The following is a 24397-nucleotide window of genomic DNA, read 5'->3' on the forward strand; positions in this document are numbered from 1 at the left end:
AGGAGAGAAGATGTCTGAAAACAAAGAACACATGGTCGAAGAGAGCGCCTTTTTGGTCTCAAAGACCGATTTAAAAGGACGTATTACATATTGTAACGAGCCATTTTTAAAGATAGTTGGAGCTAAACAAGCTGAAGTCTTGGGTAAGCCTCACAACATCATAAGACACCCAGATATGCCAAGAGCTGTTTTCAAGCTACTTTGGGAGCGTATAAAAAATAAAGAAGAAATTTTCGCTTATGTTAAAAACAAAAGCTTTGATGGCGGATACTACTGGGTCTTTGCAAATATCACAACTTCGCTTGATGTGCAAAACAACCCAGTTGGCTACTACTCAGTTAGACGCAAGCCAAATCCAAAGGCGATTGAGATAATAGAGCCTATATATCAAAAGTTGTTATCGGTAGAAAAGAGCGGTGGCATGGATGCTTCGATGAAATTTTTAACTGAATTTTTAAAAGAAAAAAATCTAAGTTATGATGAATTTGTAAATAACCTTCAAAGGCTATAAGATGTTTGGAAAAAAACTTGACTCTATAAATGAAATTTTAAGCGTAGTAGGCTCAGCTAGAAACGGTATCTTAGAGCCTAGGATAGTAAATGTAAAAGAAAATGACCCTCTTTATGAAGTAGCGCTTGGTATAAATGACTTGCTTGATCAAGTTGAGGCACTTCAAAGAGAAATTTCAACCTCGATAGACGCTGCTCAAAGTGGACTAACATATAGAAATATCTTTACAGAGGGATTTCGCGGTATATTTAAACAAAATGCCATCTCTATGAGCAACGGCGTAACTGGTATAAAAGATAGTCACAAAAGTAAAGTAAGAGGTCTGCTTTCAAAAGAGCTTGACGCACTTGGCAATGGCAACGACGGTATAGAAGATGTTAGAAACGATCTAAATGAGAGCATCAAAAACCTAAGCCAAATGGCGCACATGGCACAAGATACGGCTAGGATCGCTGAGGATACGACGCAAAGCATCAATGAGCTAAGCGTAAATATGAGCTCGCTTGAAGAGCTGATAGAGGGCTCAAGCCACGCTATAAGCACGCTAAATAGCAGAACAGATGACATCACTTCGGTTGTAAATTTGATAAAAGATATAGCTGAGCAGACAAATTTACTAGCTCTAAACGCAGCCATCGAGGCAGCACGAGCAGGTGAGCATGGACGCGGCTTTGCAGTTGTCGCTGATGAGGTTAGAAAGCTAGCTGAGAACACTCAAAAAGCGACACATGAGATCGGCGTAAATATCCAAACACTTCAGCAAGAAGCCAAAGATATAGATGAAAACTCTAAAAAGATAGATGAAATTTCAAAGATCGCCACAGCAAATGTTGAAAATTTCAAACAAACTTTAGCTAGCTTTAACCAAAATGCAAAAGAGACAGCCCAAAGATCAAAATATGTAGAAGACAAGACCTTTGGCATCATCGCAAAGATAGCTATCATCGTCTATAAAGTGGGCGTTTATTCAGACACTGTAAATGAGCAAGGTTACAGCGATGATATAGCAAAAGACGCAGACGATCTTGTAGCGTGGTATGAAAATGAGTGTGCAAAGAGCTTTAGCCACACTAAAACTTATGAGAAATCACGCCATTTGGTAGATGAGTTTAACAAAAACATCAAAGCCATCTTGACAGAAGCTGGCAAGGGCTATAACGAGAAAAATTTAAAACATTTTGTCACTGAGTTTAGAAAGCTCGAAGATCTTAGTAGAGAGATATTTAACTCATACAACGAAATGGTCGCTTCAAAATAACTTCAAATTTGCTAGACCCGCTTTGGGTCTAGCTTCTTTTAGATTGATTTAAATTTTATTTTCATAAATTTTTCTAAATTATCATTTAAAATTATGATAATTAATATTGTTTTTATGCTTGCTTTGTTAAATTTGCGTTTCGCTTTCATTATCAAAGATTAAATTTAACAAAAGGATATCTGTGAATAGATCAAAATTTATCGCCATTTGCCTTAGCGCTTGTGTGGCAAATTCTCTCTATGCAGTAGAGAAAGAGAACAACGAAACTAAGCTAGATGGCGTCGTAGTAAGTGCGAGTGGCTTTTCGCAGCAGATCAAAGAAGCCCCTGCAAGCATCAGCGTGATAAGTGGTGATGAGCTAACAAAAGATAGCTTTACCTCACTTCATTCAATCGCGCAAAAGGTACCAGGCGTAAATGTCGTTGGCGGCGAGGATGGTCCAGCTAGTGGCATCTCGATACGCGGCATGGAAAGCTCTCAAACGCTAGTTTTGATAGATGGCAAAAGGGTAAATTCTAGCAGCGCAAATCCAAAGGGCGGAGCAGGGGATATGAACTCAAATTTCATCCCACCAGCCGAGGCGATCGAGCGTATAGAGGTCATCCGTGGGCCGATGAGCTCGCTTTATGGCAGTGATGCAGTCGGCGGCGTCATCAACATCATCACCAAAAAAGACTTTTCAAAATTTAGTGGCAACGTCGGCCTCTCAACACTTATCAACACTCACAAAGGCATAGGCGATGGCAGGCAAGTGGATTTTTATCTAAATTTGCCACTTTACAAAGAGCTTTTTGCGCTTCAGCTTTGGGGATACAAAAAGCTAAGAGATGAGGATAATTACAAAGGTGGCTATCAAAAGAGCGATAAGAGAAATTTAAGCGCAAAACTTTGGATCACACCAGATGAGCACAATAAATTTTTTATCCTTGGCTCAAATGAAAGGCATGATTACTCAAGAACTGTTGGAAAGTCAGCCACTACTAGAACAAACAGACTTCTAAACGCCTATGACTATGAGAAAAAGAGCTATGGCGTGGGCTATCTTGGCGAATTTGATAGCCTAAATGCCGATCTTAGCTACATTTATGATGAGACCCAAAGAACGAGCCTTTTTGACAAATTTATACCAGCAAAAGCTAAAAATCACAACTTTAACTCAAAATTTACAACGTTTTTTGGCGCACACACTCTAACTTTTGGCTATGACTTTAGCAAGCAAAATGTAGGCACAACCTTCATCGTCTCAAACGCTTCAAGAAACGGCTTAAAAGATCCAAAGACCTACTCGATGAGCGAGCATGCGGGATTTATCGAAGATGAGTGGCAAATTTTAGATGAGAAGCTCTTTTTAACGCTTGGCTCAAGGCTCACACACAACGAATTTTTTGGCAACCACCTCTCGCCAAGAGCCTATCTAGTCTATAACGCCACAGATACGCTAAGCTTAAAAGGCGGCGTAGCGACTGGCTATAAAACACCTAATGTCAATCAAATTTCTCCTGAAGTAGGCACTATTCAAAAGGCTTGGAGTATAGTTGATTTTGGCAACAAGGACCTAAAGCCAGAAAAGAGCACGACTTATGAAGTTGGGGCGTATTATGACAATCAGGCTGATTTTAGAGGCTCGGTAACGCTTTTTAGAAATGAATTTAAAGATAAGATCCTAGACACTGATGGCAGTAAAAGAGTAAATGGAATTCCAGCCTTTGGCACTTGCACAAATGCACCAGATGTTACTTGCCCTGGTTGGGGAACCTACTTTAACATAGAAGGTGCGACCGTTTGGGGCGTAGAGCTAAGTGGCGACTATGACATCCTTTCAAATCTAAATTTCAGCTCAAACTACACCTATAACAAATCAAAGATCAAAACTGGCAATCCAACGATAAATACGCCAAATGGCCCTATGAAATTTAGCCAAACTGGGCTTAACAGACTTGATGGCAAAAGCCTAACAGCAACGCCAGAGCACACATTTCACGCCACGCTTACATATAAGCCTGTAAAAAGCGTCAAGACATTTTTTGGTGCAAACTACGAGAGCAAGCTAACAAGCGTAAATTTTGGTGCTGGTAATAGTGTAAGAGAGAACACAAAAGACCTACTCACCTTCGATACAGGCGTCAGCTGGGACGCAAACAAGCACCTAACGCTTAGCCTAAATGCCTACAACATCTTTGATAAAGTAAGATACGATGAGGCGCTTGTGGGCGATACATACTACTTTTATCCGCAAGAGGGCAGGAGATTTTGGTTTAAGGTCGCTGCAAAATGGTAAGAGCCTTTAAATTTTTGCTTTTTACGCTTGGTGTGACGCAAATTTTGCACGCAGGACCTAGCCAAACGCCTGAGCCACTTAGCCAAAAAGCTGCTAGTAAATTTGAAATTTCAACATTTAAAATGAGCGCAAATGATGAAATTTATAAAATTTTCACAGCCAAGCTAAAGGGGCAAAATGAGTTTAAAAACGTGCTTTTCTTGCTTGACGCAAACGCCCAGTTTAACATGCTCTTAAATGAATTTGACGCCACGACTGCCCCGCTAATAATAGGCATAGGATATGACACGGACAAAAGCTACGAGATAGAAAAACGCACAAGAGATCTCACTCCAAAGGCAGAGGGTGAGGAGTTTAGCAAAGGTGGTGGCGCAGATGCGTTTTACCACTTTTTAACTAGAAATTTAGTGCCGCTAATCGATGAGAAATTTAACGTGCAAAGCAGCCAAAAGAGCCTTTATGGACACTCTTTTGGCGGGCTTTTTACGCTCTATGCTTTGCTTAAAAATGATGGCGTATTTTCAAATTTCTTTATCGCTTCGCCATCTCTTTGGTGGGGTGAGTCTGAAATTTTAAAGCAAAACATAAGTGAGGGTAAATTTAAAGAGAAAATAAGAGCTAAATTTGTCTTTCTTAGCGTTGGAGAGCTTGAAAAGAGAAAGGGCAAAACAGACAAAGCTGGCATTTTAAAGGCGAGCGATTTGGCCCAAATTTTAAAGCAAAGTGGCGTAAATTCTCACTTTGAGCTTTTTAAAAATGAAACCCATGGCAGCGTCATACCTCTAAATTTAAAAGAGATTTTAAAATATCTGAAGGATTAAAAATTTAAGGCTATTTTTGTTAAAATCCGCCGCATGAGAGTAGATAAATTTTTAAATGTAGTAAATATCACCAAAAGGCGTGCCGTTAGCGAAGATATGTGCAAAAGCGGCGTTGTGAGCATCAACGGCGTGCAGGCAAAAGCAGCAAAAGATGTTAAGATAGGCGACGTTATCACTATCAAATTTCTAGCTCGTGAGGCGAGATACGAGGTGCTAGCGATCCCGACTACAAAAAGCATACCAAAAAGCGCTCAAAGCGAATATGTAAAAGAGCTTTGATGGTTTTTGAGCTTTTAGAAAATGAGCTTGATCGGCTTGTGAGAGTGCTGCCAAAAAGTGGCGTGGTGCTACTAAGCGGCGATCTAGCAAGTGGCAAAACGACACTTGTAAAGGCGATCATCAAGGCTCATGGCATAGATGAGAGCGTGACGTCGCCTACGTTTTCTTTGATGCAAATTTATGGTAAAGATATCTACCACTACGACATTTACCAGATCGGATTTGACGGGATGGCAAAAAACGGCCTTTTTGAAAATTTGTTTGAAGAGGGGCTTCATCTAGTAGAGTGGGGCGATGAAAATTTAGAAAAAGCTCTAAAGAAAAACGGCGAGAGCTATACATTAGTAAAAATTTCTCCTAGCAAAAATGGCAGAAAATACGAGGTTATAAGTGCATAAACTAGAAGTAAAAGATCTAAAAAAGACGATTAAAAAAAGTGAGATCATAAAAGGTATATCTTTAGAGGTAAATAGCGGCGAAGTCGTGGGGCTTCTTGGGCCAAATGGCGCTGGAAAGACGACCACTTTTTATATGATCTGTGGGCTCATCTCGCCAACTAGCGGAGATGTCTTTTTAAACGACGAAAAGATCACAAACGTCCCACTTCACAAAAGAGCGCACCTTGGTATTGGCTATTTGCCGCAAGAGTCAAGCATATTTAAAGAGCTAAGCGTAGAAGAAAATTTGCTCCTTGGGGCTGAAAATTTAAATCAAAGCAAAGAAGATATCTCTAAAAGAGTAAATGAGATGCTAAATATGCTAAATATCGAGCCTATCCGCCTAAGAAAGGGCGTCAGTCTAAGTGGTGGCGAGCGCAGACGCTGTGAGATCGCTAGAAGCCTCATCATAAAGCCAAAATTTTTGCTGCTTGATGAGCCATTTGCAGGCGTTGATCCTATCGCAGTTAGCGACATCCAAAGCATCGTTAGGGACCTTAAAAAGCTAGGTATCGGCGTTTTAATAACTGACCACAACGTCCGTGAGACGCTAGCCATTTGCGACAGAGCCTACGTCATCAAAGATGGCTCGCTGCTAGCAAGCGGCAGTGCGAGCGAAGTGGCAAACAACAAGCTCGTTAGAACGCACTATCTTGGCGAAGAATTTAAGCTACTTGAGTAGATGATGCTAAGGCAAAAGCAAACTTTAGCGCCAAAGATCAAACTAAACCAAACGCTAAGAAGCTGGCTTCCTATCCTTCAAAGCGGGCTTGATGAGCTAAAAGAGACGCTTGAGCCTTTTATAAAAGAGAACCCATTTGCCACGATCGAACATAAAAATTTAGAAAAAAGCGAAAAAAGGCGAAATTTTTTCGAGCAGGTTAGTAGAAATTCTGTTAGCGAGAGTATCGAGGCTTTAAGCATATATAAAGAAAGCCTCTATGAAAAGCTCGTTAGCCAGATAAATCCACCACTTTTTCCCACGCAAAAGTCCCAAGATATCGCATATAAGATCATTGAGTGTTTAGACGATGAGGGATATTTTTCTTATGATGATGAAATTTTTGCTGATTTTTGCGAGAGCGAGGTGGAGCGAGTTAGGGCGAGATTTGCCTACCTTGAGCCCTGTGGCGTGGGCGCAAAGGATGTTAAAGAGAGCTTTTTGTTTCAGCTAAGCGAGGCAGAGGCTAGCGAAGAGATCATAGAGTGCGCGAAAAAGATCATCTTAAATTTTGAAAATATAGAGAAGCTTAGAAAGCTTAAATTCTATGACGACGCGCTAAAGATCATAAAGAAATTTAAAAATCCCCCAGCCATTGAGTATCTTGAAGATGAAAAAGAGGCGGTGCCTGACATCTTCGTGCTAAGCACAAGTAGTGGCATAAGCGTGCAGATAAATGACGACTATTATCCTGAAATTTCTATCGACACTGAGGGGCTAGACGAGAAAGAGGCCTTTGTAAGCTCGCGCATAAAAGAGGCAAGCGAGCTCATAGACGCCCTTGAGATGAGAAAGGCGACACTTTATAAGATAGGGCTCATGATAGTTGAGTATCAGTATGACTACTTTTTGGGTGGTGACATAAAGCCTATGAAGCTAAAAGACCTAGCTGACGAGCTTGGACGCAACCCTTCAACCATCTCAAGAGCGATCGCGAACAAATATCTAAGCTCCCCACGAGGCACGGTAGCGCTTAAAAATTTCTTCGCAACTGGCTTTGACGAAGAGACTTCAAACGCTGCGATAAAGGAATTTTTGCTAGAGCTTATCAAAAATGAAGATCACAAAAAGCCACTTTCTGATCTAAAAATCCAAGAGCTAATCCAAGCTAAATTTAACATCCAAATCGTTCGCCGAACTATCACCAAATACCGCAAAATCCTAAACATCGGCAGCTCAAGCCAACGAAAAAAGATCTATCAGATAAACGGTTAGCTACCACTCATTTATAGCAAAAAGTGTGGCTTTTCGCATCTGCGTAAATAGCTCACTGCTAAGCTCATCATACTCTTTGCCTCGTCTTTTATGCTGTGCCAAGCCTGCTGCGTCGTCGTTCCAAGAGCCCATGCCACCAAAGACATCTGCCGCACTTGCCGCAGTAAAAAGGGCTAAATTTAGCTTTGGCATAAGTGGCGCATTTAGGACATTTTGCTCTATATTTTCTGGCTCATTTAGCGCTTTTAGCCCTCGTCTAAAGCAGTCACCAAAATTCTCACACTCTATCTCGTCAGCAAATTTAGAGGTCCTAGTTAGGATATCTTTAAACTCCAAAGTGTTATCGCTAAATTTTTGAATTTCTGGCGTGCCATTTAAACTAAATTCTTTATAGACTATATCCCAGCCCTTTTTATCTTCTTCAAAGCTCCAGTGAGGCACGAGATAGCTCATTTTATCTTTATAAATGCAAAGAATAGACTTGTAGCTTACATTTGAAAAGCCTTGCAGCGAGCGCTCCTCTGATGTGACGCTCAAATTTGTGGCATATCTCACGTCGCTTAGCCCAAGCTTTAAGGCGTGCTTAAACCACTCATTTATGCTAGCTTGCTCTCTTTTTTCTGGCTCATCACCTAAGATAAAGTCAAAAACTAGGCTTTTTATAAATTTTTCGCTTTTGTAGTTTAGCTCCGAATTTGACTTTAAGGCTTGCTTTATGAATGCTACGATAATGCAAGCGTTAAAAACTTCACCATTCATTTTTGCTCCTTTTTGAGATATTTTATTAAAAGAAGTATAAATTTATCTCTTTAAGAATTGCAAGCGAAAACTTCAGCTTTTTATAGTAAAATAGTCAAAAATTTCAAAGAGGCAAAATGGATTTTAATGAGATTGATAAGCTGATAAATACGCTTAAGAAAAACTTGGAAGTTATCGAAAACAACGGCGTTGTCGAGCCTGAGACAAAGATCGATGCGCTTACTTTTAATAAAAATGTCGAAGAGATCAAAAAAAGACTTTACAGCACAACAGACGAGGGCAGTTTTTTTAAAAATGTCTTTAACACTGAAGATTACTACGAAAACATTAGCTCATACCTCGAGCAGACAAACAAAAGCCTATACTACAAGATAGAAAAAGCCGGAGTGAGCCTAAAGACTAATCAAAACCTACAAGAGAGCCTGACAAACATCTCAAACATCATGCAAATTTTAGTCGCTGAATATCAGATACAAAATAAAAAAAAGAAGAAGAGTATCTTCTCAAGAAGTGGCGATACAGCGATGATAAGAGGGCTACTTGCCGAGCTAATGGAACTGCAAAATAGGATGAATAAAATTTTACATCTCGACTCTCAAATCGTCTCAAATGTCGTTTTGGAAAATTTTAAAACTATCTACACATTTTTTTATAACTGCATAAGAGTGGCAAAACAAAGGGGTGATGAGCTACTTTTGGTTGAGATCGCAGGTATCACAGATAGGATCATTGAGATGATAAGACCTGTGCTTTCAGGCAAGAGCCTAAAGACAAACGAGCTTATCTATCACTACCTCATTTACGAGCTACGAGAGCTAAAAGCCTACGCCATAGGCGAGGATCTAGCTTAAAATTTTATCCATTATCTCTTTTGCTCCGTTTGGCAAAAGGATTTCTTTTAGTGCTTTGCTGCTTTTGTTTAGATCAAAGCTCTCGATCATTTTTATGACTTCGTCTTTGTCTAAATTTTCGCCATTTTGCAGGCAAATTTCGGCTATGCCTTTATCTTTTAGAAATTTAGCGTTATAAAACTGGTGATTGCCAGCGGCATAAGGAAATGGCACAAAGATAGATGGTAGGGCGTTTGCGCAAAGCTCCCAAAGCGAGCTAGCTCCAGCTCTTGATATGGCAAGATCAGCCTCACTCATCTTCTTTTCTATCTCTTTGCTAAAGTCAAAAATTTCTAAATTTGCCTCGCTAAAGCCAAGCTCATCATATCTTTTTTTAAGCTCATCAAGGGCATTTTTGCCGCATTGATGAATGATTTTTATCCCTTTTTCTTTAAGATATGGGGCTAAATTTATAGCTAGCTCATTTATAGCTTTTGCACCTTGTGAGCCACCTAAAAATAGTATCGTTTTTAGCTCATCTCTTGTTCTTTGGCTTTCAAAAAATTTATTTGCCACAGGATAAGGGCAGGGCGAGAGCTCATCATAAGAGCTAAAAAAGCCCTTTGCGTATGGCTTTAAAATTTTATTTAGCTTGCCAGTTACGGCATTTTGCTCGTGGATGAAAAGCGGTGTTTTAGAGATGATGGCCGCTATGGCTGCTGGCGCTGCTGAGTAGCCTCCCACGCTGATGACTGCTTTAACGCCATTTTCTTTAAAAATTTGCTTGCATTTTAGCGCTAGGCTTATGATGTTTGTTAGTGATTTTAGCTTGGCAAGGCCTCTTTTATTTACGACACCACTGCTTGGTAAGAAGAATTTTTTTGCAAATTTCTCATCATTTTCAAACCAAAATTTGTCCTGACCGCTAGTTGAACCGATAAAAATAGGCTTTATGCCTCGTCTATTTAGCTCCTCACAAAAGCTTCTAGCGATCGCCAAATGCCCACCAGTGCCGCCACCACAAATAACTATCATAGTTTTGCCTTTTTACTAACCATCAAGACCATGCCGATGCCGATGCATATAGCAAGCACGGAGCTGCCGCCGTAGCTAAGAAATGGCACAGCGATACCTTTTATCGGCGTGATCGATGTGATGCCGTAACTATTCATCAAAAACGAAAACGACAAGATAAGACCGATGCCTAGCGAGAATAGGTGATAGACCTTGTTTTCGCTCCTAGCTGAAATTCTAAATATCCTATAAAGTAGTGTGATAAAGATCGCTGTGATGCATAAAATACCAAAAACGCCGACCTCCTCAGCTATGCCAGCTAGCACAAAGTCTGTATGCACCTCGCTTAAAAAGCCAAGCTTAAATATACCAGCTCCAAGCCCCTCGCCAAAAAACTCGCCGTGTTTAATTGCATTTAGTGAGTGAGAAATTTGATATGGCTCTGGCGCGTCTGCCACTCTAAGCACGTTTGCCACGCTATCTGGCAAGAAAGAGAGAACCATATTTTGTATCGTGCCCCACCATGACTTTATACGTAAAATTCTGTGCTCAGAGCTAACTATCGCCACCGTCATGACAAAGGCAGCACCCAAGATACCTATACCAAAGAGCCTAACGCTAGCCCCTGCAAAGAGCGCCATCGTCACAAAGGTAAGTGCCAAAACTACAACCTGACCAAGGTCGTTTTGCATAACGGCAATAAGAAAGACAATTACAACAAATAGACCAATATAAGGCCAAAGTATCCTGATCTCATCTGCTAAAGTCCTCTTACCGTCGCTAAATTTTCTAGTAAAGCTCCATGCTAAAAAATAGACAAAACCGACTTTGAAAAACTCAACAGGCGCAAGTGAGAAGCCAGGCAGCCTGATCCAGCGTCTAGCACCTCCAGAGTCAGTCACCATCGAAGCTGGCAAGGCGTGCATGAGCCCCATAGCGATACCGCACGAGATAAGAAGTCCAAAGCCTATCCAAACGAGCGCTTTGTCGGGATTTAGCCTAGAGAGCCACCACATGAGAAAAATTCCTATGCAACCGACTGCAAACTGGCGGATGAAAAAGTGAAATTCGTCGTAGTTAAAAAATAAAACTGTAAAAACTGGCAAGGATAGTGAAAAAATGATACTTATGGCGATCAAAGTCGCGCAAAGATAGAAAATAACCTTATCAACTGCCAAATTTAGCTCCAACTTTAAAATGAGCCAAAGTATAATAAAAAACGGCTTACAAAGATATTATTTGCTATAATTGCAGGCTTTAAGGATGGGCATGAAGATAGGTATATTTGACTCGGGACTTGGCGGACTTAGCGTCTTAAACGAAGCTTTAAGCAAGCTTAGCGAGCATGAATTTTTATATTACGCAGATGTGAAAAATGTCCCATACGGACAAAAGAGCAGGGATGAGATATTAAAATTTAGCTTTGATGCGGTGAAATTTCTTGTTAGAAATGGCGCAGAAGCTGTTGTGGTAGCGTGTAACACTGCAACAAGCGTGGCGATAAAAGAGCTTAGAGCAAATTTAAGCGTGCCGATCATCGGCATGGAGCCAGCTGTAAAAAAGGCTCACGATCTAAGCCACGATGACGCCCTAAAAACGCTTGTCATCGCCACTCCAGTCACCGTAAATGGTGCAAAACTAAAAGAGCTAATCACAAATTTAAACGCAAAAGATAAAACCGAGCTGCTAGCTCTGCCTCGCCTTGTAAATTTCGCTGAAAAGGCTGAGTTTGAGAGCGAAAACGTTAAGTCATATCTAAAAGAAGAGCTAGCTAAATTTGATCTAAGTAAATTTGACTTTTTAGTGCTTGGCTGCACGCATTTTAACTATTTTAAAGATAGCTTAAGAGAAATTTTGCCCCCAAATGTAAGCATAATAGACGGCAACGAAGGGACGATAAAGCGCCTCATAAGCGAGCTTGGACTTAAAATTTCAAGTGTAAATTTAACTCCAAATGTGAAATTTTTCTACTCAGGTGACGAGGTTTGCGAGCAAAGCGAGCTAGAGAAAATTTCAAGAAATTTAGCTAGATTAGAAAAAATGAGAGCGATCAGCTAGGCTAAATTTAGCTAAAAATTTGAGCCAAATTTAGCAAAATACACTAAATTTTACGTATTTTTATATGTATTATTTTTTTCTTTGCTTTAATATATAGATAGCACTTATTATCGCAACCACCGCCAAAAGAGCGATCGTAATCGCTAGAAGTGTCTGTTTATCAGGATTTGAGCCTAGAAAGTAGCCAACTCCAAGCAAAACCGCACACCAAATCCCAGCGCCAAGCGTGGTAAATAGGCAAAATCTAAAAATGTTCATCTTAGCAAGCCCAGCTGGCAGGCTGATATACTGGCGAATTCCTGGGATGAGGCGTGAGTTAAATGTTGAAATTTCGCCATGTTTATTGAAAAATGCTTCAAATTTATCCATTTTTTCGTGAGTGATGCCAACAAATTTGCCGTATTTTAAGACGATCTCGCGTCCAAAAAAGTAGCAAAGATAGTAGTTAAAAATGGCTCCAAGAAGGCTACCAAGCGTGCCTGAGATAAAAGCAAGCGCTAAGTTCATCTCGCCTTTGTGAGCTAGATATCCAGCTGGTATCATCGCCACTTCGCTTGGAAATGGAAAAAATGAGCTCTCTAAAAACATCATTACAAATATGCCAGCATAGCCCCAGCTGCTCACGCTTGAGACTATAAAATCAATAATGTCATGTAGCATTTTTACTCCGAAATTTATCTTAAGTGATGCATTGTAGCAAAGCTTTATTTACTAATAGTAACTAACAAAAGCGATAAATTTTAAGAAAGATAGTTAAAACGAAAAGCTATAAGGTTTAAATTTAAAGGTAAAATTAGGGCGAAAGCTCGCCCCGTTTTTAAAATGCAGGTATGACCTCGCCTTTGTAACGAGTGATGATGAAATTTTTAGTATCAGGGCTAAGCACCGCATCAATTAAAGCTTTGATCTTAGGATTGTTCTCGTTGCCAGCTCTTGTGACGATGATGTTGGCGTAAGGGCTGTTGGCATCTTCAAGTAAAAGTGCGTCTTTTGCCACGCTCATGCCAAGATCAAGGACGAAATTTGTGCTAATAGCAGCGATATCGACATCATCAAGCGTTCTTGGGATCTGAGCGCCTTCTAGCTCGACAAACTGCAAATTCTTAGGATTTTTAGTTATGTCATTTACAGTTGCAACTTTTACGTTTTTATCGATCTCTATAAGGCCAGCTTTTTCTAAAATTCTAAGCGCTCTGTTGCCATTTGACGGATCGTAAGCTATCGCCACTTTTGCGCCATCTTTTAGATCTTTTATGTTTTTTATCTTTTTAGAGTAAAAGCCAAGTGGCTCGACATGGACATTTGCAACGCTTACAAGATGCAGGCCTCTAGCCTTGTTTTGCTCCTCAAGATATGGCAAATGCTGAAAGAAATTTGCGTCTAAGCTGCCATCTTCTGTGGCGACATTTGGTATCGAATAGTCTGAAATTTCAGAGATAACAAGGTCGTAGCCTTTATCTTTTAGCTTTGGTTTTACAAATTCTAAAATTTCAGCGTGTGGCACTGGTGAGACGCCAACAGTGATAGTGTGGTCCTTGTCGGCTGCGTGAAGGCTTAGAGCAACTAAAGATGCGGTTAAAAGTTTGATAAATTTCATTGTTTTTACTTTTTTTGATTTGATTTTAAGCGACGCTAAAAAGGTAAAAGCTTTTACGTCGCTTTTTATAAATTTAATTAAAACGCTGGGATGATAGCGCCGTTATATTTTGTCTCGATAAATTTCTTAACTTCTGGTGAGTTGATCGCTTTATCAAGCGCTTTAGTTTTAGGGCTGTTCTCGTTGCCAGCTTTAACAACTACGTAATTTACGTATGGGCTATCTTTGCTCTCGATCACAAGCGCGTCTTTTGTTGGATTGAGATTTGCATTTAGCGCGTAGTTTGTGTTGATAACTGCGATAGTAACGTCATCAAGCGTTCTTGGCACTTGAGCAGTCTCGATCTCTTCAAATTTAAGCTTCTTAGGGTTATCAACTATATCAAGTGGGGTTTTTAGTGGGTTGTTGTTTAGCTTGATAAGTCCGGTACTTGCTATGATATCAAGTGCGCGGCTCTCGTTTGTTGGGTCATTTGGTATAGAGACAACTGCGCCATCTTTTAGCTCTTTGATATCTTTGATCTTTTTAGAATAAACGCCCATTGGCTCGAGGTGTACGCCAACTGTTTTTACAAGGTGAGTGCCTTTGTTTTTGTTAAACTCTTCAAGATATGGGATGTGCTGAAAGAAGTTTGCATCAAGGTCACCGTCCTCTGTCGCAAGGTTTGGCGTGGTGTAGTCGTTAAATTCTTTGATCTCAAGTGTGTAGCCATCTTTTGCCAAAATAGGCTTTACAACCTCTAAAATTTCAGCATGTGGGATAGGTGTAGCACCGACGATTATTGTTTTTGATTTGTCAGCAGCATTTGCGCTAACGCTAAGGCCTAGGGCAACTAAAGAGGTAAGAAGTAGTTTTTTCATTTGTTATCCTTTTTTAAAATTTGCCAAGCACCAAAAAAGGATAAATTTAAACTAGAAGGTTAAATTTCTTTTTAAGCGCTTAAGCTAGTTCTAAGCACTTAAAAAGAAATTCTGTGCTTAGAGATTAGTCTTTCGACGACGCATTTTTTAGTAGGCGGCACATCTGGCACATATCTGATTTCATCTTTTGTCCTTTCAGCTAAAATTAATTTGGCAATTTTAAGGAAAAAAGCTTAAAATCAGATAAAAAATGTGGCCTTATTTTTTTGAAATTTTATAGAGATAGTTGCCTAAAACTTGGAAAATTTGAACCATTATGATAAGAATAACCACGGTGTAGAGCATGATATCTGGGCGAAATCTCTGATATCCGTAGTTTATAGCGACTGATCCTAGTCCGCCACCGCCAACTGCACCAGCCATCGCTGAAAAGCCGATATTTACGATAAGCGTTAGCGTAAATGCCGAGATGATGCCAGGAAGTGCCTCTACAAACATCACTCTAAAGATGATCTGAAATTTCGAGCTACCAAAGCTTTGAGCAGCTTCGATGATGCCCTTATCAACCTCTTTTAGTGCATTTTCAATGAGCCTTGCCACAAACGGAGCCGCGCCAATAGTTAGCGGAACGATCGCAGCTGTGGTGCCGATGCTTGTGCCTACGATCATTTTTGTGACTGGAAAGAGCACAATGATGAGAATAATAAACGGAAAGCTTCTAAGCACGTTTATAACGATATCAAGCACAAAATAAAGCTGCTTGTTTGGCTTTAGTCCGTCTTTGTCTGAAAGGATGAGCAAAACCGCAGGTATGAGGCCTATGGCAAAGGCGAGCAGGGTAGAGACTATGCTCATATATAGCGTCTCGCCGATAGCTGGCAAAAGTATCCTAGAAAAAACATCTGGAAATTTAGAAAAATCAATACCAAACATCAAGCAACCTCCCACAAAACGCCACTTTGCTTGATATAGTTAAGCACGTTTTCTTTATCTTTTTCGTCTATATTTATGACGAGCGAGCCAAGAACGTTGTCGTTTAGCTTTTCAAGCTTGCCCCAGACTATGTTAAAGTCGATATTTAGGCTTCTTGCCATGTGCGTGATCACGCTGTTTTGAGCCACTTCTTTTGGGAAAAATAGCCTGATATTTGTGCCAGTGCTTGGCAGAATTTCAACTTCGCCCAAAAACTCTTTCATCTTCTCATCTGGCTTTAAAAATAGCTCTTCGATGCTTCCAGAGCCTATAATCTTGCCGCCTTCTAGCAGTATCGCGCGTTTTGCGATCGATTTTACAACCTCCATCTCGTGAGTGACGATGACGACGCTGATGTCTAGCTCTTTGTTTATCTTTTCAAGCAGCTCTAAAATTTGATTTGTCGTGTTTGGATCAAGAGCCGAAGTCGCCTCGTCGCTTAGTAAAATTTTAGGATTTAATGCAAGCGCTCTAGCAATTGCCACACGCTGTTTTTGACCGCCACTTAGCTCGCTTGGATAGCTTTTTGCCTTGTTTTCAAGACCGACTAAATTTAAAAGCTCTCTCACTCTTTTTTCGGTCTCATCGTTTTTGTAGCCCCAAAATTTAAGCGGAGTAGCGACGTTTTCAAAGACATTTTTTCTAGCCATTAATGCAAAATGCTGAAATATCATCCCAACATCTCGCCTTAAATGTCTTTGCTGTGTCTCATCTAAATTTTTTATCTCTTGATCAAAGACTTTTAGGCTGCCACCTTGATAGCTCTCAAGCCCATTTATGCACCTTAAAAGCGTTGATTTACCAGCACCGCTGTGTCCCACGATAGCAAAAATTTCACCCTTTGCAACCTCCAAATTTACATCATAAAGGATCTGCGTATCACCATAAAATTTGTTTAAATTTTCTATTTTTATCACTATTTTTCTCCAAGAGCTTCTAACTCTTCGCATACTTTTTTAAATTTAGCCTCAGCGCTCTCTAGCGCCTCTTTGTTTGTCTCTATGACCTCTTTTGGTGCGTTTGCTACGAAATTTTGGTTATTTAGCATGCCTGAGAGTTTAGCTATCTCTTTTTCAAGTTTTGTCTTTTGAGACCTTAGCCTTGTGATGATGCCACTCATATCAAGCCCTTCAAGCGGGACAAATGCCTCTAAATTTTCGCTCACATCCCTTATTGAATTTTCGATTTTCTCATCTACAAAGCCAATCTCCTCGCATTTTGCAAGCAGTTTAATATACTCTTTAACCTCGTAAAGATCTATTTTTTCGTTAAATTTAACAAAGGCTTTTGCGATCTTTGAGTTGCCAAGGTCGATAGTAGCTTTTGCACGGCGAATAGCAACGATCGCTTCGATAACTAGCTCAAATTTCTTCTCAACATCTAAATTTCGCTCTTTTATCTCTGGATAGCTCATAACCATTATTGATTTTGCATTTTCAAGCTGTGTGCCGCTAAGCTCTTGGTATAGATACTCTGAGAGAAACGGCATGAAAGGATTTAGCAGTTTCATTGCCTCTTTAAATATACTTCCAAGTTCTTTTACGCTCGCTTTGTCAGCCTTGCTAAGCTCGATGCCCCAGTCACAAAACTCGTCCCAAAGGAATTTGTAAAGTGTGTTTGCAGCGTCATTGAAGCGGTAGGCGTCGATGTTTTCGCGCACCTCTCTCACGCACTCGTTAAAGCGGCTATTCATATAAATTCCAAGCTTTGTTTGAAGCTTGATGTCCTCTAAATTTGCAAATTTGCTCTCATTTAGCATGAGATATTTGCTCGCGTTATAAAGCTTGTTGGTGAAATTTCTTACCTGCTTCATCTTGGCGTCGCTTAGCTTGATATCACGTCCTTGAACGGCTAGAAGCGTTAGTGTAAAGCGCAATATATCGGCGCTATACTCATTTATGCTATCAAGTGGGTCGATGACATTGCCAAGGCTTTTACTCATCTTTCTGCCAAACTCATCTTTTACAAGCGCATGCAGATAAATGTCGTCAAATGGCAGCTTACCAAGGGCGTTTTCACCCTGAAACATCATCCTAGCAACCCAGAAAAATAATATATCAAAGCCAGTTATGAGAAGGTTGTTTGGATAAAACTCAGCCAAGTCGCCTTCAAACCATTTTTCATTTTTTAGCTCATTTTCATTGCCCCAGCCAAGCGTGCTAAATGGCCAAAGACCAGAGCTAAACCACGTATCTAGCACGTCTGGGTCTTGGTGGATGTTTTTACTTTTGCACTTTTTGCACTCGCACGGCTCTCCCTCGTCAGCCCACATATAACCGCAATCATCGCAGTAAAATACTGGAATTTGATGTCCCCACCAAAGCTGGCGTGAGATACACCAATCTCTTAGCTCTCTCATCCACGCGTTAAAGCTGTTTATCCAGTGCGGCGGATAAAATTTAGCAAGACCCTCTGAGACCTTTTGTATCGCCTCGTCTGCGATCTCTTTTTTGACAAACCATTGCTTTGAGATGTATGGCTCGACGACGTTTTTGCAGCGGTAGCAGTAACCTACTTGGTTTTCATAGTCCTCTATCTTTTCAACATTGCCAAGTTTTTCAAGCTCGGCCACGACGATATCTCTAGCCTCTAGCCTTTCAAGACCTGCAAATTTATCGCACTTGTCGTTTAAAATGCCTTTTTCATCAAATACAGTGATAAACTCAAGGTTGTGCCTTTTGCCAACTTCGTAGTCGTTTTGATCGTGCGCAGGCGTGACCTTAACAAGGCCTGTCCCAAACTCCATATCAACGTGCTCGTCTGCGATGATCTCGATCTCTCTATTTATGATAGGTAGCACCACTTTTTTGCCGATTAAATTTTTATAGCGCTCGTCGTTTGGATTTACCATTACGGCCGTATCACCAAAGTAGGTCTCCGGACGAGTTGTGGCCACAACAACAAATTCGCTTGGCTTGTCTGCAAAGTAGTATCTCAAATGATAAAGCTTGCCTTTATTTTCTTTGTGCTCGACCTCGATGTCAGAGAGTGCGCCATCATGCGTACACCAGTTTATCATGTAGTTTTTCTGAACAATTAGCCCTTTGTCGTATAAATTTACAAAAGCTTTTTTCACAGCTTTTCTTAAGCCCTCATCCATAGTAAATCTCTGGCGTGACCAAGCCGGAGTGATGCCAAGTTTTCGCATCTGATGGACGATCATGCCGCCGCTTTTTTCTTTCCACTCCCACACTTTTTCTACAAATTTCTCACGTCCAAGCTCTTCTTTTTTGATCCCTTGAGCCAAAAGCTGCTTTTCAACGACGTTTTGAGTGGCGATACCAGCGTGATCAAGGCCTGGCTGCCAAAGTGTCTTGTAGCCGTCCATCCTCTTGTAGCGAGTCATGATATCTTGAAGTGTGAAGGTTAGGGCGTGTCCGATGTGAAGCGAGCCAGTCACGTTTGGAGGTGGCATCATAATGCAAAATTTACGTCCATCTTTTTGGATATCTTTGTTTGCGTCTATCTCGAAGTATCCGCGTTCTTCCCAAATTTTATAAAATTTATCTTCTATCTCTTTTGCATTGTAAAATTCTGCCACTTTTCTCTCCTCAGTTTCGTTTAAAAAATGCTTAATGTTATCTAAAATTTGTTTAAAAAAATCTTTGCAAAAGTGGGGAAATATGGGCTTGGGGCGGTTAAACGCCCCGAAGTTTAAATAGCTATTTGACGTTAAAGCTTCGCTGAGCTAAGTCGTAGTCGTTTTGTCTTTCGTTATACATATTTTCAGTTGTAACTGCACCAAGCGAGCATTTGCCGCCAAGTCTTACGCGGTAAGGTGTGTAAAGCACGGCGTCTTTTTCGTCGCTACTTAGCGTGTAAAAGCTTAGTACGCGGTCATCTTTTACGCTTTTATACTCAACTTGCAAGCTGTTTTTTAAGCTCTTGCTAAAGTTGCTTAAATTTTCATTTATCGGCTCAAAGCAGCTACTTACGATCTCGTTTATAACGCCATTTTTAACCATTGTTTTTGAGTTTATCACCACTTTTGAGTAGATGACGTCATTTACTTTTAGGCTGTCAAGACCCAGCTCTTTGCCTTTTTCATCGACAAAAACGCGGTAGATGTCAAGCTCTTTTGGCTCTATTTTGTGTTTAATCTCAAGCGGCAAGTAAGCGTAGCTTAAGATAGTCGCATAAAGCTTATTTGAGCCTAGTGGAGTGATGCTAAATTCGCCATTTTTTGTAGTAAAAGAGGTGCTTAAAAGACCGTCAAATTCTTTACTTTCACCATTGTAGCTAAGCTTAAATTTATTATTTTTCTCGCCGCTATCTTTGCCAAAGTAGGCGTTTAGAGCTCTTAGCGTAAATGCACGTTCTTGCGTTGAGCTAAGCTCATTTAAATTTACTATCAAGAAATTTGCAAGGTCGTCTGAGTAGTCGTTTTTCTCAAAGTATTTTGCGTGCAGATATAAGATAAAGGCGTTATCTCTTACTTTTGAGCTAAAATCAGATGGATTTTCTTCGCTTGTTTTAGCGTTTTTGATATCTTTTAGCACGACCTTTGCCTCGTCATTTAGGCCATTTAGCTTTAGAGCCGCTGCCATTAGGTATTTACTTAGCGCTGTTTTATTGTAGGCTTTGTCGTCATAAATTTTATTTAAGATAGATCTATCGGCCATATTTGCACGTGAGCTTACATAAAGAGCGTAAAGTACCTCAAGGTCGTTGTTTGCGTATTTTAAGAGCGAATTTAGAGCATTTTGTTTGACGCCTTTGCTTACCTCGTATCCAGCCTCGCTAAGATCAAGTAAAACATCAGTTGCAAAGATGCTTGCAAATGCATTTGTCTCGCCTAGATCGCTCCAGTAGCCAAAGCTGCCGTCTGGCTTTTGCATCTTAACTAGCTCATCTATGCCGCTTGCGATAAATCTCTTTTGATCGCTTTTTTCAAGCTCATCTTTTGGTTTTAAATTTAAAAGCGCAAGCAGTCTTGAGCTTCTTTGCTCCGCGCATCCGTAAGGATACTCTACTAAATTTTTAGAAGCTGCTAAAAGCACGCTTGAGACCGAGCTTGAGGCATCAACGCTCACATCGTGATAGCCTTTTGGTAGTGAAATTTTGCTCTCTTTGTCAAAGACGCTGCTCTTTGCGTAGGTGCTGATCGTATAAGGGCTAACGACGTCAAGTAAATTTTGAAGCGTTTTTGAGCCATTTTTGTCGCTTATTGTGACATTGTATTCGCCAGCACCTGTTTCAAGGGCTGAAATTTTAAGCACAAACGCCTTGTTTTCAAACGGCTTTAGGTTAGCATTTTCTTGCGTTTTGATGTTTAAATTTTTACTTGATGCTACATTTATAGTAAGGTTTTTGTCGGCATTTGTCGTATTTATAAGCCTTAAGTTTGCATTTAGTTCATCGCCTTTTAAAAGATAGATCAAGGCACTTGGCTTAATGATCACATCATCTTTTACTTTTATCTCACTATTTACGGCGTTCATCGCAGTTGCGTCATTTGCCACGGCATCTACTCTAATGGCGCCGTTAAAGCCATTTGGCGTTTTAAACTCGTATGAAATTTCGCCTTTGTCGTCCGCTTGAAGGCTTACTAAATTTGCATAAGTTTTTACATTTTTGCTATCAACTGGGCTTGCATGCTTTGCCATTTTTGCCGCCACAGCCATCGCCGCGGCATCACCGCCAAAGCTTAGCGTTTTGCCCTCGACCTTGTAGTTTGTGAGCATATTATAGATGTCGTAGTCAAAGACGCCATCAGGTAAAATTTTGTCAAAAAACTTAAGCGGATCGGCTGGTTTTTGCGAAGTGATATCAAGCACGCCAACATCTGTGATAAATAAATTCAGATAAGCTTTTGGCTTTGTTTTTAGTGAAATTTTGATATTTTCATCGCTCTTTGCGCTTTTTGGCGCTTCTAAGCTAAGCTTTATCTCTCTTGAAGATTTATCGCCGTTTGCATAGACCTTGCCGTAGGTTCTAAACGGAGTTAGTCCAGCGTCAGTCATGCGGTAGATATTTGCGCTCACGTAAAGGCCGTTAAAGTCAAAGTCAAGTTTAAATTTAACATTTGCTGAGTTGTTTTTGATCTTGACTACTTTATAGGCTTTGACGCCAGCGTCTTCAAGCGTTACAAGCGCGATGCCTTCTTTTATGGCTGAGCTTATGTCCGCGCTTAGTTCGTCGCCTTTTTTATAGACGCTTTTGTTTAGCTTTATCTGAGACTTGCTAAGCTCTTTTGTAGGCGCTAGAGTTGAGTAGTTGTAGCCGCTTACATCGATGTCTAGGCTCGTGCTCGCGCCACTTACTAAATTTGTAGCAGTGATGACGTATGAGCCACTTTGTGTGAATTTATAGCTAAACTCGCCACTGTTTTTATAAAAACTATCCACATCTTCAAGCGTTTGGATCCATTTTATATAGCCATTTGCATCCCTTTGATACTGCCATGAAACACGTTTTATATCAAATTTCAAATTTGACTTTACTGCCTTTTGGCTTGGCATATCAACGACGACCGTTCTTATCTTTACATCTTCGTTTGGATCAGCAAATGCCGTGCTAGCAGCGATGCCAACCATATCTTTGTAAGGATAGAGTGTAAAGCTTTTTGCGTCACTTACATTTTTGCCATCGTCATTTACGTTGAAATTTATGACGCCTTTTATTATTGAAGGTGCGTTTTTAGTGTTAAAGCTAAGGTCTATCATTTGGCTTGATTTGCCATCTTTTGAAAGAGTTAGATCATTTTCTATGCTTGGATAAGCAGCTGCTTTTAGGGTGTCATTTTTAAATTTATACTCTTTAAATTCGCTATTTTTATACTCATCATCAAAGAAGCTAACCTGCATGCTGCCAGCTAGGTCGCTAGCTGCTCCGCCAAAGAGATAGCTACTTGTCAAATTTACCTTTACTAGCTCATTTGAAAAGAATTTATCCGCGTCTATGGCTATGTCATTTTTTATCTTGTTTGGCACGAAACTCTCGACATAAAATGGCACGCTTGCTATTACCTTGCTAGCGTAGATTATCTGCATGTTAAATCTACCGCTTAGATCGCTTAAAATTTCTTTTTCGAAATTTATCATGCCGACATCATTTGTATTTTGCGTGATCTGGGCGCTACTTTTGCCTTGTGGATCGATAAATTTGATCTTAACTGGCATATTTTTAAGCGGGTTAAAGTCCCTATCTCTTAGATAGATAGCACCTTTTAGGCTCTCGTTTGGTCTTATGATATTTGAGGCAAAATGAGTGTATGCGTCGATGCTCTCGCTTGGATTTTGGCTGATGAGCTTTGCCTCATTTAGCGCTTTGCCATCTTTTATGATGAGGAAATTTTGCTCCTTGCCAAGTGAGACAACGATCGATGAGATCTCTTTGTAGATATCTTTTTTGTTAAATTTAAATACACCAACGTCATTTGTCGCGCCAACTGCGATCTCTTCGTTTCTTTTGCCATAAATTTTTACATTTGCGTTTGGTAGCATTGTGTTTTCGCCAAGGCGGTTTGCAAAGACGAAAATTTCATCCTTGCCAAGCTTTGCATTTATGGCGATGTCGCTTAGATAGACGACCTTTGAGACGCTCTTATCTTTGCCGTAGTTTAAGCTTATCTTATAAACGCCGTCTCCTGCTCCTGCAAAGTCAAGCTTGATCTTGTTTAGTGAAATTTCGTTTAACGCACCCTCTAGCTTGTAGCTTTTGCTCGCTACTTTTGAGCTAAAATTGCTCAGATCTTCGCTATTGTCGTTGAAATTTAAAAAGTATCTAAAATTTTGATCGCTTAACTTTTCAACGCTCACATTTAGCTCAGGTAAATTTGCACTTCTGATGCCGATCTCGCCCACGCTTGAGATGTAAGGCTCTTCGTTTGTGAAAATTGCAAATGGAGTGAAGTTGCTAGCGACTACCTCGTAGGTTTTAGCCTCTCTTACGACATTTCTATCATCTCCAAAGCCCGGTTTTATCGTGATCTCGTAGCTATTTTGTGGCTTAAACTCATCGCTTGTGATATCGATGTAATAATCATACCCATCAAGCTCAGAATTTGGCGCGCCATTTTCATCATCATTTTTATATGCCACGTCGCTTATACTAAAGCTTTTTACGCCTTTTATCTTTATAAATTTCTTTAGATTATTATCATCGCTTAGCCACTCTTTTAGATAAATTCTAAAGGCCAAGATGCCGTTATCAAGGCTTGTCGGATAAATTTTAGCTATCTCAAAGCTATTTGCCTCAGCATTTATATTTACGCTCTCACTGCTTGCTTGCTCACTAAATTTCACTACGCTATCGCCTGCTAGCTTAGCGCCAAATTTACTTTCAAAATTTTCTCCAAGATCAAAAGTAGGCTCGCTTATATTTTTATCAAGATCAAGCTCAAAGCTGTTTTGAGAGAGCTGCAAGGCATTAAAGCTTGCACCTTTTACGGCTATTTTTTTTACAAGCTCATCACTAACTTCGTCATTAAATTTAAGGATAAATTTGCTATCAGTGAGCTTTTCTATCTTCTCAAGCGCAAATTCTTTCGTCTCAAAGCTAGCGCTGCTGCCATTTTCTAGCTTACAGCTATACTCTACGCCTGCGTGCATATCTTTTGTAAAGAGCGTAAGGCTTTGAGCGTTAAATTTTACCGTGCCACTTAGCGCTGGCTCGCACGAGATAAGCTTTTTCTCGCTTAGAGTGCCTATGAGATTTTTGCTAACATCATCTTCTAGTCCAAATTCCACGCTTAAAGGCGACTTCACCTCGGCGGTGCCATTTAGACTTAAAGCATATAAATTTACTGCTCCAAAGAGTGCTAGAAGTAGCGCTTTTTGCTGCATT

19 protein-coding genes and 1 pseudogene are annotated in these 24397 nt (G+C 40.2%); 10 read left to right on the forward strand and 10 right to left on the reverse strand.

Annotation, left to right across the window (positions count from 1 at the left end):
• The first annotated feature begins 10 nt into the window (after positions 1-10).
• The 8 genes and pseudogenes from CVT07_RS04540 to CVT07_RS04575 all read left to right on the forward strand — a co-directional run bounded on the left by CVT07_RS04540 (position 11) and on the right by CVT07_RS04575 (position 7520).
• Complete coding sequence (locus tag CVT07_RS04540) at positions 11-511, forward strand: PAS domain-containing protein (RefSeq protein ID WP_021089187.1); 501 nt, start codon at positions 11-13, stop codon at positions 509-511.
• Positions 512-1091: 580 nt separating this feature from the next.
• Positions 1092-1769: pseudogene (locus CVT07_RS10360) on the forward strand (methyl-accepting chemotaxis protein); the annotation flags it as partial.
• Positions 1770-1950: 181 nt separating this feature from the next.
• Complete coding sequence (locus CVT07_RS04550) at positions 1951-4047, forward strand: TonB-dependent receptor domain-containing protein (RefSeq protein ID WP_107936729.1); 2097 nt, start codon at positions 1951-1953, stop codon at positions 4045-4047.
• The gene (locus tag CVT07_RS04555) at positions 4041-4868 is read left to right on the forward strand and encodes an alpha/beta hydrolase (protein WP_107936727.1); all 828 of its coding nucleotides are present in this window, start codon (positions 4041-4043) and stop codon (positions 4866-4868) included. Before CVT07_RS04550 ends, CVT07_RS04555 begins: the two co-directional genes overlap by 7 nt.
• A gap of 33 nt (positions 4869-4901) precedes the next feature.
• Entirely contained in the window at positions 4902-5147 is a 246-nt protein-coding gene (locus CVT07_RS04560) for an RNA-binding S4 domain-containing protein (protein WP_002940508.1), read from the forward strand.
• On the forward strand, positions 5147-5545 hold the full coding sequence (gene tsaE / locus CVT07_RS04565) for a tRNA (adenosine(37)-N6)-threonylcarbamoyltransferase complex ATPase subunit type 1 TsaE (RefSeq protein ID WP_103572319.1): 399 nt from the start codon (positions 5147-5149) through the stop codon (positions 5543-5545). The genes CVT07_RS04560 and tsaE overlap by 1 nt, the downstream gene beginning before the upstream one ends.
• On the forward strand, positions 5538-6266 hold the full coding sequence (gene lptB / locus CVT07_RS04570; protein ID WP_103614010.1) for an LPS export ABC transporter ATP-binding protein: 729 nt from the start codon (positions 5538-5540) through the stop codon (positions 6264-6266). The genes tsaE and lptB overlap by 8 nt, the downstream gene beginning before the upstream one ends.
• Positions 6267-6269: 3 nt before the next feature.
• The gene (locus CVT07_RS04575; RefSeq protein ID WP_230855749.1) at positions 6270-7520 is read left to right on the forward strand and encodes an RNA polymerase factor sigma-54; all 1251 of its coding nucleotides are present in this window, start codon (positions 6270-6272) and stop codon (positions 7518-7520) included.
• Here CVT07_RS04575 and CVT07_RS04580 read toward each other — a convergent pair whose 3' ends face one another.
• Complete coding sequence (locus tag CVT07_RS04580; RefSeq protein ID WP_107936723.1) at positions 7521-8279, reverse strand: hypothetical protein; 759 nt, start codon at positions 8277-8279, stop codon at positions 7521-7523.
• Between the two features lie 116 nt (positions 8280-8395).
• Here CVT07_RS04580 and CVT07_RS04585 point away from each other — a divergent pair, with 116 nt between their 5' ends.
• Positions 8396-9130: an imidazole glycerol phosphate synthase gene (locus CVT07_RS04585; RefSeq protein ID WP_103614670.1), complete on the forward strand. Its 735-nt coding sequence runs from the start codon at positions 8396-8398 to the stop codon at positions 9128-9130.
• Here CVT07_RS04585 and murG read toward each other — a convergent pair.
• Both murG and CVT07_RS04595 read right to left on the reverse strand, forming a co-directional pair.
• Positions 9122-10144 (reverse strand): undecaprenyldiphospho-muramoylpentapeptide beta-N-acetylglucosaminyltransferase, encoded by a 1023-nt coding sequence (murG, locus tag CVT07_RS04590; protein ID WP_107936721.1) that lies wholly within the window; start codon positions 10142-10144, stop codon positions 9122-9124. The genes CVT07_RS04585 and murG overlap by 9 nt on opposite strands.
• A complete protein-coding gene (locus tag CVT07_RS04595; RefSeq protein WP_107936719.1) occupies positions 10141-11301 on the reverse strand; it encodes an FtsW/RodA/SpoVE family cell cycle protein in 1161 nt (386 codons plus the stop codon). Before CVT07_RS04595 ends, murG begins: the two co-directional genes overlap by 4 nt.
• A 91-nt stretch (positions 11302-11392) precedes the next feature.
• Here CVT07_RS04595 and murI point away from each other — a divergent pair, with 91 nt between their 5' ends.
• Positions 11393-12181, forward strand: coding sequence for a glutamate racemase (gene murI / locus CVT07_RS04600; protein ID WP_107936717.1), 789 nt, complete (start codon positions 11393-11395; stop codon positions 12179-12181).
• 69 nt (positions 12182-12250) lie between these two features.
• Here murI and CVT07_RS04605 read toward each other — a convergent pair whose 3' ends face one another.
• The 7 genes from CVT07_RS04605 to CVT07_RS04635 all read right to left on the reverse strand — a co-directional run bounded on the left by CVT07_RS04605 (position 12251) and on the right by CVT07_RS04635 (position 24396).
• Positions 12251-12841, reverse strand: a complete 591-nt coding sequence (locus tag CVT07_RS04605) for a DedA family protein (protein WP_107936715.1) — start codon at positions 12839-12841, stop codon at positions 12251-12253.
• A gap of 157 nt (positions 12842-12998) precedes the next feature.
• On the reverse strand, positions 12999-13778 hold the full coding sequence (locus CVT07_RS04610; protein ID WP_107936713.1) for a MetQ/NlpA family ABC transporter substrate-binding protein: 780 nt from the start codon (positions 13776-13778) through the stop codon (positions 12999-13001).
• A gap of 77 nt (positions 13779-13855) precedes the next feature.
• Positions 13856-14638, reverse strand: coding sequence for a MetQ/NlpA family ABC transporter substrate-binding protein (locus tag CVT07_RS04615; RefSeq protein ID WP_021084583.1), 783 nt, complete (start codon positions 14636-14638; stop codon positions 13856-13858).
• A gap of 258 nt (positions 14639-14896) precedes the next feature.
• Positions 14897-15571 (reverse strand): methionine ABC transporter permease, encoded by a 675-nt coding sequence (locus CVT07_RS04620; protein ID WP_021086223.1) that lies wholly within the window; start codon positions 15569-15571, stop codon positions 14897-14899.
• The gene (locus CVT07_RS04625) at positions 15571-16527 is read right to left on the reverse strand and encodes a methionine ABC transporter ATP-binding protein (RefSeq protein WP_107936711.1); all 957 of its coding nucleotides are present in this window, start codon (positions 16525-16527) and stop codon (positions 15571-15573) included. The genes CVT07_RS04620 and CVT07_RS04625 overlap by 1 nt, the downstream gene beginning before the upstream one ends.
• Positions 16527-19151, reverse strand: coding sequence for a valine--tRNA ligase (locus CVT07_RS04630; protein WP_107936709.1), 2625 nt, complete (start codon positions 19149-19151; stop codon positions 16527-16529). Before CVT07_RS04630 ends, CVT07_RS04625 begins: the two co-directional genes overlap by 1 nt.
• A 121-nt stretch (positions 19152-19272) precedes the next feature.
• Positions 19273-24396 carry an alpha-2-macroglobulin family protein gene (locus CVT07_RS04635; RefSeq protein ID WP_107936707.1) on the reverse strand — a complete coding sequence of 1708 codons (5124 nt, stop codon included), beginning with the start codon at positions 24394-24396 and terminating at the stop codon, positions 19273-19275.
• Between the last annotated feature and the right edge of the window lies 1 nt (position 24397).

This window comes from Campylobacter concisus, from assembly GCF_003048875.2.
GTDB classification, from domain to species: Bacteria; Campylobacterota; Campylobacteria; order Campylobacterales; family Campylobacteraceae; genus Campylobacter_A; species Campylobacter_A concisus_AU.

Excerpts from the sequence above, each read along its gene's own strand:
- CVT07_RS04575 (WP_230855749.1), top strand. The coding sequence starts at position 6,270 with ATGCTAAGGCAAAAGCAAACTTTAGCGCCAAAGATCAAACTAAACCAA.
- CVT07_RS04555 (WP_107936727.1), top strand. The coding sequence starts at position 4,041 with ATGGTAAGAGCCTTTAAATTTTTGCTTTTTACGCTTGGTGTGACGCAA.
- murG (WP_107936721.1), bottom strand. The coding sequence starts at position 10,144 with ATGATAGTTATTTGTGGTGGCGGCACTGGTGGGCATTTGGCGATCGCT.
- CVT07_RS04635 (WP_107936707.1), bottom strand. The coding sequence starts at position 24,396 with ATGCAGCAAAAAGCGCTACTTCTAGCACTCTTTGGAGCAGTAAATTTA.
- CVT07_RS04540 (WP_021089187.1), top strand. The coding sequence starts at position 11 with ATGTCTGAAAACAAAGAACACATGGTCGAAGAGAGCGCCTTTTTGGTC.
- CVT07_RS04615 (WP_021084583.1), bottom strand. The coding sequence starts at position 14,638 with ATGAAAAAACTACTTCTTACCTCTTTAGTTGCCCTAGGCCTTAGCGTT.
- CVT07_RS04560 (WP_002940508.1), top strand. The coding sequence starts at position 4,902 with ATGAGAGTAGATAAATTTTTAAATGTAGTAAATATCACCAAAAGGCGT.
- CVT07_RS04620 (WP_021086223.1), bottom strand. The coding sequence starts at position 15,571 with ATGTTTGGTATTGATTTTTCTAAATTTCCAGATGTTTTTTCTAGGATA.
- CVT07_RS04580 (WP_107936723.1), bottom strand. The coding sequence starts at position 8,279 with ATGAATGGTGAAGTTTTTAACGCTTGCATTATCGTAGCATTCATAAAG.
- murI (WP_107936717.1), top strand. The coding sequence starts at position 11,393 with ATGAAGATAGGTATATTTGACTCGGGACTTGGCGGACTTAGCGTCTTA.
- CVT07_RS04605 (WP_107936715.1), bottom strand. The coding sequence starts at position 12,841 with ATGCTACATGACATTATTGATTTTATAGTCTCAAGCGTGAGCAGCTGG.
- tsaE (WP_103572319.1), top strand. The coding sequence starts at position 5,147 with ATGGTTTTTGAGCTTTTAGAAAATGAGCTTGATCGGCTTGTGAGAGTG.
- CVT07_RS04585 (WP_103614670.1), top strand. The coding sequence starts at position 8,396 with ATGGATTTTAATGAGATTGATAAGCTGATAAATACGCTTAAGAAAAAC.
- CVT07_RS04610 (WP_107936713.1), bottom strand. The coding sequence starts at position 13,778 with ATGAAATTTATCAAACTTTTAACCGCATCTTTAGTTGCTCTAAGCCTT.